The following is a 13617-nucleotide window of genomic DNA, read 5'->3' on the forward strand; positions in this document are numbered from 1 at the left end:
GGTGCCCACGATCGCCGGCCTGGATCGGGCGGCCGCGGTGTCGGCGCTCGAGGCGGCAGGGGTGCCGAGCGAGATTCGCGGGGAGTATTCCGACGACGCCCCGGTCGACGCCGTCCTCGGTACCGACCCGGCCGCCGGTGAACGCGTCGGCGACGGCGAGACGGTCGCGCTGCTGGTGTCGCTGGGCCGGCCGACGGTTCCCAAACTGCCCGGTGGGGGCGACCGCGCAGCCGTCGAGGACGAGCTGCGGCGGCGCACGTTCGAACCGGTCGACGGCGGCACGGCCTTCAGCAACACGGTCCCCGAGGGCGGGGTTGCCGCGCTGGATCCGGGTCCCGGCACGGAGCTGGCCGTCGGCTCGCCGGTGAAGCTGATCATCAGCAAGGGCGCCGCGCCGGTGGAGATGCCCGACGTGTCGGGCAAGAAGCCGGACGCCGTCCGGACCCAGCTCGAGGCAGCGGGTCTGACCGTGGTCGAGACGAGGGAGGTGTTCGACCCGAACGTCGACGCCGGCCGGGTCTCGGGCACGGATCCCGCGACCGGTACCGAGGTCGGGGCCGGCAGCAGCGTCACGCTGCTCGTGTCGAACGCGGTGAAGGTTCCGTCGCTGCTGGGGCGGTCGGTCACGGCGGCCCGCAACGAGCTCGAGCGGCTCGGTCTCGGGGTCGAGGTACGCCAGGTCGCGGACACGGACCGGTCGGTGGTGATCGGTCAGAGTCCTGGCGCGGGTGATCGGGTGGAGCCGGGCGGCACCGTCACGTTGACGGCCCTCCCCTGATTTCGAACCTGTCCTGGTTTCGATCATCGGGGACGAGTCCGGCCCCGGCGCGCGAGCACCGGGGCCGGACGTCGGCCGTGTCGGCCGGACAGCGGTGGGTCAGCCGCGCAGCATTTCGGCGACGAGGAACGCCAGCTCGATGGACTGCTGGGTGTTCAGACGCGGGTCGCACGCCGTCTCGTAGCGGCCGTGCAGGTCCACGTCCGAGATGTCCTGGGCGCCGCCGAGGCACTCGGTGACGTTCTCACCGGTGAGTTCGACGTGGATGCCACCCGGGTGGGTGCCGAGCGCATTGTGCACCTCGAAGAAACCCTGCACCTCGTCGACGATGCGATCGAAGTGCCGGGTCTTGTAGCCGGTCGAGGATTCGTGCGTGTTGCCGTGCATCGGATCGCACTGCCAGATCACCTGGTGACCGGTGGCCTCGACCTTCTCGATGATCCCGGGCAGCAGGTCGCGCACCTTGGCGTGCCCCATCCGCGAAATCAGGGTCAGCCGACCCGGCTTGTTGGTCGGGTCGAGCCGTTCGACGTACTCGGCGGCCAGATCCGGGGTGGTGCTCGGGCCGATCTTGAGACCGATCGGATTGGCGAGCAGTTCGGCGAACGCGATGTGTGCACCGTCGAGCTGACGGGTGCGGTCACCGATCCACAGGAAGTGTGCGGACAGGTCGTACAGACGCGGGTGCCCGTCGGTGTCGTCGAGGCGCAGCATCGCGCGCTCGTAGTCCAGCACGAGCGCCTCGTGGCTGGCGTAGATCGTCGCGGACCGCAGGTTGGGGTCGACGACGCCGCACGCGTCCATGAATCGCAGCCCGCGGTCGATCTCCGAGGCGAGTGCCTCGTAGCGGGCACCGGCCGGGGACTTCGACACGAACTCGCGGTTCCAGTCGTGGACACGGTGCAGGTCGGCCTCGCCACCGGAGGTGATCGCGCGCACCAGGTTCATCGCCGCGCTGGCGTTGGCGTACGCACGGACCAGTCGTGACGGGTCGTGGGTGCGGACCGCGGCGTCGGCGACGATCGAGTTGACCATGTCGCCGCGGTAGGACGGCAGGCCGAGCGCGTCGGTGTCCGACGACCGCGGCTTGGCGTACTGCCCGGCGATCCGTGCGACCTTCACGACCGGCAGCGACGCACCGTAGGTGAGCACCACGGCCATCTGCAGCAGCGTGCGGATGTTGCCCTTGATGTGGGGTTCGGTGTTGTCTGCGAACGTCTCGGCGCAGTCACCGCCCTGCAGCAGGAACGCCTCGCCGCGCGCGACGGCGGCAAGATGGTCCTGCAGCTCGATGACCTCGCGGGGCACGGTGATGGGCGGCACACTCTCGAGTACGGTGCGCATCGCCGCCGCCTGGTCCACCGGCCAGTTCGGCTGCTGCACCGCCGGCTTGGCGAGCGCGGCGTCGAGCTGCTCACGCATCTCGTCCGGCAACGGGGGCAGTTCGGGCAAGCGGTCGATCGGCACGTCGACAGTCCAGTTCACGCTCACCAGGATATTGCTCCCGACCACCGGAGGTCACGCACCCCCGGGGAGCGGCGGGTTCACCGGGTGCGGCGGGCCGCTTCGATCGCCTCGAACTTCGCGAGATTGTGGCGCGCGTCGGCGAGCGCGTCGTGATTGTCGTCGGGCACCGGTGGCAACAACGGACGCCCGTGCTGCTCCCAGTGCTGGCGCAGTTCCCGGGTGAAACGCGGGATGGCGTCGGGCAGCTCGGGCATCGCGCCCCACAACTGCGCGAGGACGACGTGGTCGTATGCCCCTATCCAGGCCCACAGCTCGGGCTGGATCCCGGGCCTGGGGATCAGGAAGGCGAGCAGGTCGTCGCGGATGCGCGCCCGCGATTTCCACGCGGGGTGCGCTCCGGGGGGAAGTTTCGGCAGCACGTTGCGACGCACCCACGGACCGGCCCGTTCGGGATCGAACTCGTTGGACACCGCATAGAACTCACGGCCGTCCTCGCAGGCAACACCGATCGACACGAGCTCGATGGTCCGGCCATCCTCGATGAACTCGCAGTCGTAGAAATAACGCACGTGCGGACATTATGCCCGATAGGGTCGCGCGGCAACGATTCGCGTCGCCCTGATTCAGCCCGCCTGCGTGTCGGGCAACCGGTCGGCGTCGGCTGTGGCCGGCGCATTCGTCCCGGAAGCACCGCCCTCCACTGCCTTCTGCGGGCCCGCCTTCTCGGACGCTGCATCCTTCTTCTTCAGGGTCGCGGCGTAGATGTCGACGTACTCCTGGCCGGACAGCTGCATCAGCGCGTACATCACCTCGTCGGTGACGGTGCGCTCGACGAAGCGGTTCCCGCCCATCCCTTCGAAGCGGGAGAAGTCGATCGGCTCGCCGATCTTCACGGTGATCTTCGCCGGCCGCCACATCTTCGAGCCGATCGGGTTCATCTTGTCGGTGCCGATCATCGCCACGGGGATGACCTTGACGCCGGTTTCCAGGGCGAGGCGCGCCATGCCGGTCTTGCCCTTGTAGAGCCGTCCGTCCGGCGACCGGGTGCCCTCCGGATAGATGCCGAGCAGTTTGCCTTGACCGAGCACGCGCACGCCGGCGTTGAGGGCGTCCTGCGCGGCGTCGGCGCTGGTGCGGTCGATGGGCACCTGACCGACGGCGGAGAAGAACCAGCGCTGGAATCCCCCCTTGAAGCCGGTTCCGGTGAAGTACTCGCTCTTCGCGAGGAAGGTGATGCGCCGGCGCACCATCAGCGGAAGGAAGAACGAATCGAGGACCGCCTGGTGATTACTCGCGAGGATCGCGGGGCCGTCCGACGGAATGTTCTCTGCGCCTTCGATTTTCGGGCGCCCCATGAGATACAGCAGCGGCCCCAGCAGAACGTACTTGAACAGCCAGTACCACATGGCATCCCTTCCTGAACCCCGCCCGCACCACCACGCGCGCTCGACGATCGACTCTACGTCCACGCGGTGTCGGCGTGCACACCGCGACCCCGGTGCACGCAAGGTCACACCGGCGGACGTGACCAGCATCTCAGTCGGACGGACCGATCCTGCCGAGGTGCGCCGGGCCGCGGGCGAGATCCGCGGCGCCGATCATTCCCGCCGCGTCCCCCAGATGCGCCGCGCGGATCCGCGCGAGCGGGCGATGCCCGGTACCGGTGAGCGCAGCGACGTAGTGGTCGCGGGCGTCGTCGAGGAACAGCGAGGCCGAGCCCGACACGCCCCCGGCGATCACGACGAGTTCGGGATCGTAGATGTCCGCGACGGCCGCCAGGCCGACTCCGAGCCAGCGCGCGAACTCGGCCATCGCGGCGACCGCGAGCACGTCCCCGTCCTGGGCCGCAGCCGCGATCCGGCGGCCGGTGAGCGACCCGGGATCGGCCGCGGCGTCGCGGGCGAGAAGCGAGCGGCCCCGGACCGTGGGCAGCAGGTCGACGGCGGTGTCCACCAGTGCCGTGCCGCTGCAGTACCGCTCCCAGCATCCGCGTTTGCCGCACGCGCAGGCCCGGCCGCCCGGAACCATCTGCAGGTGCCCGAGTTCCGGGGCGACACCGTGGGCGCCCCGGTAGATGCGGCCGTCGAGCAGCAGCGCCGCGCCGATGCCGGTGCCCAGCGCGACGAGGACCGCGGTGTGCGCACCGGCGGCGGCCCCGAACCGATATTCGGCCCAGGCCGCGGCGTTCGCGTCGTGTTCGAGGACGACGGGCATCGCGAACCTGTCGGTGAGCCGCTGCGCGACCGGCGCATCCACCCAGGCCAGGTGAGGCGCGAACAGGACGGTGCGACGGTCGACCGCGAGGAATCCGGCGACGGCCAGCCCCACCGCGGCGACGTCGTTGCGCTCGGACAGGTACCGGACGGTCTCCTCGAGCGCGTCTTCGAGGGCGCCGGCCGAGGCCGGGGTCGCCGCGCGCACCGAATCGACGATCGTTCCCGTGCCGTCCACGACCGCGGCGCGGATGCTGGTGCCGCCGACGTCGATCCCGATCGTCAGCCGTTCCGGTTCAGCCATCTCGGTTCCCGCGCGGATCAGGGCCGGATCGTGACCGGGATGGGCACGAACCCACCGGCCCGGTCGGTCGGTTCCGGCGGAGTCGGCTCGGGACTGCCGGGACCCGCGGGACCGGTCGGCGGCGGGAGGTAACGGGCGAGCAGTTCGCGGATCAGCGCGATGAGCGCGGCGATCTGGGTGGCCAGCCGGGTGAGCAGTTCGTGGGGTTCGCCGCGCAGCAGTGCAGCGGCGGCGCACACCGGGCACCACGAGCAGCCACCGGAGGGTGCAGGGGTCGGTGTGCCTGAAGGGTCGGCGTCGGCCGGTGCGGGAGGCTGCGCGGCCGCGTACTGCTGGACGGCGCGGTCGACACGGTCGAGAACGGCCTCGGCGAGCAGCCGCAGTTCGGCGACGAGGGCGTCGTGTTCGGAGCTCACTGCGGCCACACCGCCGGATCCGGAACGAACCGCACCACCAGGTCGCCGCCGTCGAACTCGGCTCCGGAGACCGTGCAGCGCCGCAGGCCCGACGCCAGCCGGACGCGACGGCGGATCCCGTCCGCTCCGACCACGAGGTCGTCGTCGACCCGGCCCAGGGTCAAGGTCGCCGGATCTGCCAGCGGCAGATGCATCCGCATCGTGTACACCGAATCCACCCCTGTCCCCGATTCGTGCTGGATCCGGATCGGGGTCGTGTCGGCGGCCGCCGACTCCCGAATATCCCGATCGTCCCGGTAGAGCGCCCGGGCAAACGCCCCCAGAGACGCCAACCCTACCGGTTCCGAGGCCTGTCGCTCACATTCGAGGACCGGCACGTCACCGACCGAGGAGACGATGTCGTCGAGCACCGACCGTTGTGCCCTGCGCTGCGCGTCGAGCCAGTCCGCGGCCGGCCCGGTGCCGGCACCGAAATCGGGCACGAGGCCGTTGACGATCACGCCGTCGAGGCGCAGCCCGGACAGTGCCGTCCACGACCGGAGCCGGCGCAGTTCGACGGCCGAGACACGGTCGGCGGTGCCGACGAGGGTCACCGACGTGCGCCGCCGGTCGGCGAGCAGATCCGCGATCTCCCCGAGCCGGTCCAGCATCCGGTCGAACAGCGCCACGACGAATCCGAGCCGCAGGTCCGGTCCGGTGGCGGCCTCGATCCGGCTGTGCCGCGGCCAGATCCGTTCGACGTAGTCGGCGGCCATGCGCGGAGCGGCCAGCGTGCCGAACGCCGCGGCCCCCGACGGGCAGTCGACGACGACCGTGTGCCGACGGCCGTCCGCGGTCAGGCGGGCGATCTCGTGGAGGGCGAGAACCTCCTGCAGGCCGGGCACACCGGTGATCTCCTCCGGGGCGGGCAGCGCGAACCCCTCGGCGTGGTCGTGTCCGCCCCCGGCGACCGCGAGGAGCCTCGCCAACGCCGCGAAGCGCTGTTCGAGCAGGGCGAGCGAGTCGATCTCGAGAATGTCGAGCCCGTCGGCGACGGACCGGACGACGCCGGGTGCACGGTCGAGACCGAACAAGTCGGACAGTGACGACGCCTGATCCAGCGACACCAGCAGAACCGGATGCTGCGGGCTCGCGGCCTCGACCGCGGTGGCGGCGGCCACCGTGCTCGTTCCGGCGCCGCCCTTGCCGACGAACAGCCGCAGGCGGGTCTCGACGGTGCCCTCGTTCTCGCTCAGCCCTCGACCTGCTTCTTGAGTTCCTTGAGCGCGGTGTCGGTGATCACCTTCTCGGCCTTGCGCTTGAACAGGCCGATCATCGGGATCGTCAGATCCACGGTCAGTTCGTAGTCGACGGTGGTGCCGCCACCCGGAGCGTCGGACAGCGCGTACGTCCCGGACTGCGCCTTCTGGATCTCACCGGATTCGAGTTCCCAGCTCACCGAACGGCCGTCCGACGCCCACACGTAGCGCAGCACGTAGGTGTCCTTCACGATGCCCGCGTCGAGCACGAACCGGACACGCTCGGCACGGCCGTCCGGGAACCTGTCGAGCACCTCGACCGACTTCGCCGCCTCCACCCAGGTCGGGTACTCGTCGAAATCCGCGATCACGGACATCACCCGATCGGCCGGAGCGGCGATGGTGATCGACCGCTTGGTCTTCTCGGCCATGCGATGACGCTTCCTTTCCGTCTGTTCCGCCCGGCCACATCCCCCGGGACGGTTGTCTGTCCCCACACCGTAACGGTCGCTGCCGTCACCGGCCGATCGTCAGTACTGCGGAGGCTCCCCCGCGGGCCGGCCGGCCTCGAGCTGCCGCTTGATCTCGAAGGTCATCTTCTTTCCCGCAACCCGCCGTTCCCGGTTCAGCTTCGCGAGGTCGAGCATGCCGACCCGTTCCGGCGCGACACCGGTCGGTTCGCAGTGCAGGAAGTAGTGGACGACGGCGCCGTCGAGCATCTCCTCGAGCCACACCTCCATCGTCCCGTTCAGCGGACCGGTGACCGCCCAGCGAATTCCCTTCTCGCCGCGGTCTTCCCGAACCGTGAGGGCCAGATCGGGCCACCACACACGCCATCGGTCGCGCCGCGCGACGGCCGCGGCGATGCGCTCGGGCGGCGCGGCGATGAAGGTCTGGTCCGACACCTGAATGCTGCTCACGGGGGACAGCTTCACATACGGCGGCGGCCGGCTCGATGCGGGGTCAGCTCAGGATCTTGCGCAGCTTCGCGCCGAGGGTGTCCCAGCGCCATTCGGCGCCCACCCAGGCGCGGCCCGCGGCACCCATCGCGGCGGCGCGGTCGCGGTCGGCGAGCACATCGGAGATGGTGTCCGCGATCTGCGAGACGTTCGTGCCGTCGACGACCCGTCCGGTCTTTCCGTCCTGCACGGTCTCGGGTGCGCCACCGGATCGTCCGGCCACGACCGGGACGCCGGTCGCGGACGCCTCGAGGTAGACGATGCCGAGTCCTTCGACGTCGAGACCGGCGCCGCGGGTCCGGCAGGGCATCGCGAAGACGTCGGCGATCGTGTGGTGCGCGGCGAGCTCCGCGGCGGGAACCCCTCCGGTGATCACGACGTGGTCGTCGACGCCGACCTGCCGGACCAGCTCGCGCAGCCGTCCCTCGTAGGGGCCGCCACCGACGATCACGAGCGCCGCCCCGTCGATGCGCTGCCGGATCTGCGGCAGAGCGCGGATCAGCATGTCCTGACCCTTGCGGGGAACCAGGCGCGACAGGCACAGCACCGTGGGCCGGTCACCCAGCCCGTACCGGGCGCGCAGTTCGGCGCGTGCGGCCGGATCGGGCCGGAACACCTCGGTGTCCACACCCGAGGGCAGGTGCTCGAGACCGGCGTTCGGTCCGAAGGCGGATGCGAACCGGCCACGGGTGTAGCGGCTGACGAAGGTGACGGTGTCGGTGCCGTCGCCGATGCGACGCAGCGCACCGCGTGCTCCCGGCAGCATCGACCAGCCGACCTCGTGCCCGTGCGTGCTGGCGACGATCTTCCGCGCCCCCGCACGCCGGAGCACCGGGGCCAGCAGCGCCAGCGGTGCGGCCGCCCCGAACCAGACGGTTTCGCATCCGTGCTCCGTGAGCAACCGTGTCGCGCGGCGCGCCACCATCGGGGTGGGCAGCATGAGGGTCGTGGGGTGGCGGACCACCTCGAACGGCTGCCGGGCGTCGAACTTCGTGTGGCTGTCGCCACGCCACCGGGGTGCATAGACCACGAGGTCCTCGGCCGGCAATTGCGCCGCGAACGACTGCAGGTACGACTGGATGCCGCCGGGGCGAGGCGGAAAATCGTTCGTCACCAACAGTGTTCGAGGCATGACGTTCACCGTATCGGTGCGGGTTCGACGTCCGGGTGGGCGGGTCACCGCGCGGACGCGGCCAGGCGGTCGTCGACCCAGTTCCCCCACGCCGCGACGAACGTGCCGGTGTCGGTGCCGAGCACGTCGGTCAGCACGGCATCGAGCTCCGCTCCGTCGATCGGCCCGCGGGCGAGCCTCCGATACAGCTCGGTCAGCCGCGCGGGCCCGTAGTCGTCGGCGGTGTAGGCGGCGAGCGACCATGCCGTCTCGTAGGCGAGCAGCGAGCGTTCGTCGGTGAACTCGGCGTCCTCGGGCAGCGCGTCCGGGGTGCCGTTGCGTGTCACGGCCGCGGTGAGCGTCGGCGCCGTCGCGTCGAACTCTTCGTCCGCACCGAGATATCCGATGTAGTCGGCGTAGCCCTCGAGCATCCACAGCGGGGAGCCGTCGACGGTGTGTGCCCGGGCGGCGATGTGGGTGAGTTCGTGCCGCAGCACGGTCCGCAGACCCTCGGCGTCGAGCCTGTCGGCGGCGGCCGGGCTGAACACGATGCGCTGTCCGGTGGCGCTGCCCGCGCGGGGATCCACCGCATCGGACACCGCGACCGCGGCGATCCCGGCACCGTTGTGCCGGTCACCGACCTGATGGGTGAACTCGTCGTGGGACGAGGTGACGAGGACCACGGCCCGGCGCGACCAGTCCGTTCCCCAGATCCGGTCGACGGTGCCGACGGCCGGCTCCATCTCCCGGGCGATCGCATCCACGAGCCCTTCCTGCTCGGGATGGCCGATCACCAGCGACCTCCCGCCGGAGCGCTGCGTCACGGGTTCGACGACGAGCGGCCCGAAGTCCCACGGGCCGCGCCACGTGACCCTGCCGGGTCCGGGTTCGTCGTCGACGAGACGCCAGCCGTCGTCGCGCCGCACGACGACGATGGTGACCGGCTTGCGGGTGGGTTCGGCGTCGATTCCCTCGATCGCGTAACGCAGGTACACCGTGTGTGTCTGCGCCCTCGCGTCGCCGAGCCGGGCGGCGACATCGGCGGGCACCGGGTCGGGTTCCGCGTTGCCGAGCTCGTATCCCCAGTCCGACAGCGGGACCTGCGTCACCGCGGCGGCCCTGCGCAGTTCCGCGTCGAGGAAACCGGGTCGGGCCCGGTCGTCGACGAGCGTGCGCAAGGTGTCCGCGTCGGCGGCCCGGACCGCGGCCGCCCAGGTGTCGAGCAGCGTCTGGATCTCCTCCGATGTCCGGTCGACGGGCCCGGATCGGGGGCTCGCGTCGTCCGGGATGAACAGCACCAGCAGCGCGACGGCGGCCACCACAGCCGCGAGCCCGACGACCGCGAATCGCTCCCAGCCCCGCGGCGCGCGCGGTGGCGGAGAGGGTGAGGAATCGGGCACGGCGGACAGTCTAAGTCCGCGCCCCGCCAGGCAGTCGGATCAGGCGGGCGGGATCAGGCGGGCGAAGGCTCGGCCAGGCGGCGGTCTCAGTAGCGGCGGGCGCTGTGGAACGGGAAGCTGTCCATCGATTGGACCTTCACCGGAACACCGAACGTCGACGCGTGCACGATGTTGCCGTCGCCGGCATACATGCCGACGTGGGACGCGTCGTCGTAGAAGATCACCAGGTCGCCGGGCTGCAGCTGGTCGCGCGAGACCGGGGTGCCGCCCTGCGCCTGGGCCTGACTGGACCGCGGCAGGGTCTTGCCGACCTGTTTGTACGCCCACACCATGAGCCCGGAGCAGTCGAACTGGTCGGGGCCGGTGGCGCCCCACACGTAGGGGTCGCCGATGCGGGTCATCGCGGCCCGCAGAGCCGCGGATCCGGTGCCGGGGGCGAGTTTGGACAGGATCGTCGCGGCATCGAGGCCGGGCGGGAACGGGGTACCGGCGAGCACGGCCTTCTCGTCGTCGCTCAGGTTCTCGAACGCGTCGTACACGCCTTCGATCTGATTCCGGAGGTCGGTCTGCTGCCGTTCGAGGTCGTTGCGCAGCGCCTGGGCCTGCTCGGCGGCGATCCGGGCGGCGTCGGCGGAGCGTTCGGAGGCCGCTGCCGCCTCGGCGGCGGCGTTGTTCGCGACGCGGTAGCCCTCGACGTCGTCGGCGGTCTGCTGGGCGATGACGCCGAGCGCCGACATCTGGTCGAGCAGCTGCTGCGGGGAATCGCTGACGAGCACGGAGTACAGGCGGTTGGTGCGGGCGCCGCGGTAGTTCGCGGCGGCGAGCTTGTCGATCGTGGGGCGGAAGCGGTCCACCTCGGCCTGCGCCTGCGCCAGGACGCCGCGGTCGGCGGCGAGGCGGGCCTCGGCGTCGCGTTGGGCGGTCTGCTTGGCCTCGAGGTCGATGACGGCGTTGTGGAGGGCCTCGTTGGTCTGCTCGGACCTGCGGGACAGGTCGGCGAGGTGTTCGAGCGCGGCCGTCGGGTTGTCGGCGGCCGGATCGGCGATCGCGGGAGCGGTCAGGCCCGCCGCGAGGAGCACCCCGGCCGCGAGCCCGGCGCGCAGCGTCCGCTTCGTCCTGTCGAAAACCACGAGAGCGACGTCCTTTCCCCAAAGATCTCGATAAGGTTACGGAATGGCATAGGTTTGTGTCTACCCGGCAGTAGCCGCCGTCACCCGGGTGCAGAAACGCCGCGAGGGTGGTATCGGCTCGTGGGCCGATACCACCCTCGCGGGCGGAATCCCTGTGCGATCAGAAGCGGCGTGCGCCGTCCACAGGCATCGAGTTCAGCGGCGCGATCTTCACCGGCTGACCCGAGGTCGAGGCGTGCACGATGTTGCCGCCACCGATGTAGAGACCGGTGTGGCTGCCGCCGTAGAAGGAGACGACGTCACCGGGCAGCAACTCGGCGATGGACACGGCGCGACCCGCACCGGCCTGCTCGTAGCTGGTACGCGGCACGTTCAGACCGGCCTGCTTGTAGGCCCACTGCACCAGACCGGAGCAGTCGAACGAGTTCGGGCCGGAAGCGCCGTAGACGTAGGGCGCACCCAGCTTGGACTGCGCAGCGTCGGCGGCACGCTGGCCGACCGAGGTGTAGGGCGCGGTGAACTGCGCCGGGGCGGCCTGCGGGGCCGCGGGGGCCTGCGGGGCCGGCGGGATGAGGTTGGTGACCTCCGGCGGCAGGCCTGCAGGCAGCTCGACGTCGCCGATGCCGGGGATGTTGATCGGGGCGGCCATGGCGGGGCCGGCCGAGAGAGTCAGCGAGCCGAGCGCGAGGGCTCCGGCAACGACAGCGCGACGAATGTTGCGCTTGGACTTGTGAGACGCCACGGGGGTGTTGCTCCTTCTTCCGTCATCCGCCGACCGAGTTAGCTGACGGGTTCGGGCCGGGAAGATCAGCCCTACCCCTCGGCCGCTGACGCGACCGGAGGGGATTCACCCCAAGTAACGAGTGGGTCCCCGGCACGGGCACCCGATCTCGGGTGCGCCGATTAGGCGGTGGCCTAGCGGCTCCGGTCCGGTGGGCCGGCAAACTCTCCGCTTGGTCTCGAGAAGATTACGAAACGGCATCGACGGATGTCGACCGGCCCGTGTCCGAATCGACCGCTACGACCACTGAGCCAGGTGGGAGCCCCGCATCGGCGCACCCATGATCACGAACCGGTAACGACAGGCTGTCGTAGGACTCCGGGGGCACCACCCCTCGTCGTCGCCCGCGACCCGCACGCAGGCACCGGATGGGACGAGTTTCCGCAGTTCGAGGCGCATTTTCGGGGGCGGGGCCGTTTACGGCGCGGCCGGCTCCCGGCCTCGACATACTGCGGCTTTGTGAGAGGGAACAATCGCGCCCGGTTCGGCGACGCACCAGGGGCCGCCACGCCCCCGCGAAAAACCGGTGTGATCCTCGCCACTCGGGGCTTCCGGGGCGCCCACGGCCCGGTTCCCGATGCTGTCGGTGCCGCTTCTTAACCTGACGTCCATGACGTCCCCGCTCCGGTCCGGTCCCCCGCTCCCGACCGGCGTCCAACTCGCCTTCGACGAACTGGACACCCCGCTGCGGGACACCACGTTCGTCGTCGTCGACCTCGAGACCACCGGCGGCAGCGCCGAGAACGACGCCGTCACCGAGATCGGAGCCGTCAAGGTCCGCGGCGGCGAGGTCCTCGGCGAATTCGCCACCCTCGTCGATCCCGGACGCGACATTCCGCCGGCGATCGTCGAACTGACCGGGATCACCACGGCGATGGTGCGGGCCGCACCGCGGATGGAACAGGTGCTGCCGTCCTTCCTCGAATTCGCCGCGGGTTCCGTGCTGGTGGCGCACAACGCCGGATTCGACGTCGGGTTCCTGCGCGCGGCCGCCGCGCGCAACGACACGGCCTGGCCGCGCTTCCCGGTGGTGTGCACCGTGAAGCTCGCGCGCCGGGTCCTCGGGCGCGACGAGGCACCGTCGGTACGACTGTCCGCGCTCGCCGACCTGTTCCACGTCTCCACCCGGCCGACGCACCGCGCCCTCGACGACGCCCGCGCGACCGTCGACGTCCTGCACGCATTGATCGAACGCGTCGGCAACCAGGGCGTGCACAGTCTCACCGAGCTGCGCGACTACATCCCCGCGGTCAGCGCGGAACAGCGGGCCAAACGGACGCTCGCCGCCCACCTGCCACACCGGCCGGGCGTCTACATGTTCCGCGGACCGTCCGACGAGGTGCTCTACGTCGGCACGGCGGTGAACCTGCACCGTCGCGTCCGCAACTACTTCACCGGGTCCGAGACCCGCCCGAGGATGCGCGAGATGGTCGCGCTGACCACCCGCATCGACCACGTCGAGTGCGCGCACGGGCTCGAGGCCGGCGTCCGGGAACTGCGGCTGCTCGCCGCTCACACTCCCCCGTACAACCGCCGGTCGAAATATCCGACCCGCGGCTGGTGGATCAACCTGTCCGACGACGCGTTCCCCCGGCTCGTGGTGGGCCGCACGCCCGGTGTCGACGCGCTCGGACCGTTCTCCGCGCGCGCTTCCGCCGCCGAGGTCGCGGCGACACTCGCCGAGGTGTGCGGACTGCGCACGTGCACGCGCCGGATCGCGCGCACCGGCCGGCACGGCGACCGCTGCCCACCCGAGGCCGTCGGAGGCTGCAGCGCCGCCCCGTACGGCCTCCAGAGCGCCGAACAGTACGCCGCGCAGG

Annotated in this window: 14 protein-coding genes and 1 riboswitch; of the genes, 2 read left to right on the forward strand and 12 right to left on the reverse strand. The window is 70.8% G+C overall.

What is annotated here, in order from left to right:
* Window positions 1–778 (forward strand): PASTA domain-containing protein (locus ACN675_RS24215; RefSeq protein ID WP_420753256.1); only part of this gene is annotated, 778 nt, incomplete at its 5' end.
* Window positions 779–877: 99 nt separating this feature from the next.
* On the opposite strand, the gene ACN675_RS24220 is transcribed toward ACN675_RS24215, so the two are convergent.
* From ACN675_RS24220 to ACN675_RS24275, 12 genes are all read right to left on the reverse strand, one after another.
* On the reverse strand, window positions 878–2263 hold the full coding sequence (locus tag ACN675_RS24220) for a class II 3-deoxy-7-phosphoheptulonate synthase (protein ID WP_420753257.1): 1386 nt from the start codon (window positions 2261–2263) through the stop codon (window positions 878–880).
* 59 nt (window positions 2264–2322) lie between these two features.
* The gene (locus tag ACN675_RS24225; protein WP_420753258.1) at window positions 2323–2814 is read right to left on the reverse strand and encodes a polyadenylate-specific 3'-exoribonuclease AS; all 492 of its coding nucleotides are present in this window, start codon (window positions 2812–2814) and stop codon (window positions 2323–2325) included.
* A 54-nt stretch (window positions 2815–2868) separates the two neighbouring features.
* A complete protein-coding gene (locus tag ACN675_RS24230; RefSeq protein ID WP_420753259.1) occupies window positions 2869–3651 on the reverse strand; it encodes a lysophospholipid acyltransferase family protein in 783 nt (260 codons plus the stop codon).
* A 130-nt stretch (window positions 3652–3781) separates the two neighbouring features.
* Window positions 3782–4762, reverse strand: coding sequence for an ROK family protein (locus tag ACN675_RS24235; protein WP_420753260.1), 981 nt, complete (start codon window positions 4760–4762; stop codon window positions 3782–3784).
* Between the two features lie 17 nt (window positions 4763–4779).
* Window positions 4780–5178, reverse strand: coding sequence for a hypothetical protein (locus ACN675_RS24240; protein WP_420753261.1), 399 nt, complete (start codon window positions 5176–5178; stop codon window positions 4780–4782).
* A complete protein-coding gene (locus ACN675_RS24245) occupies window positions 5175–6413 on the reverse strand; it encodes an ArsA family ATPase (RefSeq protein ID WP_420753269.1) in 1239 nt (412 codons plus the stop codon). The genes ACN675_RS24240 and ACN675_RS24245 overlap by 4 nt, the downstream gene beginning before the upstream one ends.
* Complete coding sequence (locus tag ACN675_RS24250; RefSeq protein ID WP_420753262.1) at window positions 6410–6847, reverse strand: SRPBCC family protein; 438 nt, start codon at window positions 6845–6847, stop codon at window positions 6410–6412. The genes ACN675_RS24245 and ACN675_RS24250 overlap by 4 nt, the downstream gene beginning before the upstream one ends.
* Window positions 6848–6946: 99 nt before the next feature.
* The gene (locus ACN675_RS24255) at window positions 6947–7336 is read right to left on the reverse strand and encodes a polyketide cyclase / dehydrase and lipid transport (RefSeq protein WP_420753263.1); all 390 of its coding nucleotides are present in this window, start codon (window positions 7334–7336) and stop codon (window positions 6947–6949) included.
* Between the two features lie 43 nt (window positions 7337–7379).
* The gene (locus tag ACN675_RS24260) at window positions 7380–8507 is read right to left on the reverse strand and encodes a glycosyltransferase family 4 protein (RefSeq protein ID WP_420753264.1); all 1128 of its coding nucleotides are present in this window, start codon (window positions 8505–8507) and stop codon (window positions 7380–7382) included.
* Between the two features lie 44 nt (window positions 8508–8551).
* Window positions 8552–9886, reverse strand: a complete 1335-nt coding sequence (locus ACN675_RS24265) for a hypothetical protein (RefSeq protein ID WP_420753265.1) — start codon at window positions 9884–9886, stop codon at window positions 8552–8554.
* An 86-nt stretch (window positions 9887–9972) separates the two neighbouring features.
* Complete coding sequence (locus tag ACN675_RS24270; protein WP_420753266.1) at window positions 9973–11016, reverse strand: NlpC/P60 family protein; 1044 nt, start codon at window positions 11014–11016, stop codon at window positions 9973–9975.
* A gap of 160 nt (window positions 11017–11176) precedes the next feature.
* Window positions 11177–11758, reverse strand: a complete 582-nt coding sequence (locus ACN675_RS24275; protein ID WP_420753267.1) for a C40 family peptidase — start codon at window positions 11756–11758, stop codon at window positions 11177–11179.
* 11 nt (window positions 11759–11769) lie between these two features.
* Window positions 11770–11936, reverse strand: a riboswitch (cyclic di-AMP (ydaO/yuaA leader).
* A 471-nt stretch (window positions 11937–12407) separates the two neighbouring features.
* On the opposite strand from ACN675_RS24275, the gene ACN675_RS24280 reads away from it, so the two are divergent.
* Window positions 12408–13617 (forward strand): DEDD exonuclease domain-containing protein (locus tag ACN675_RS24280; protein ID WP_420753268.1); only part of this gene is annotated, 1210 nt, incomplete at its 3' end.

The organism is Rhodococcus sp. O3 (assembly GCF_048897285.1).
Classification (GTDB): Bacteria; Actinomycetota; Actinomycetes; order Mycobacteriales; family Mycobacteriaceae; genus Rhodococcus.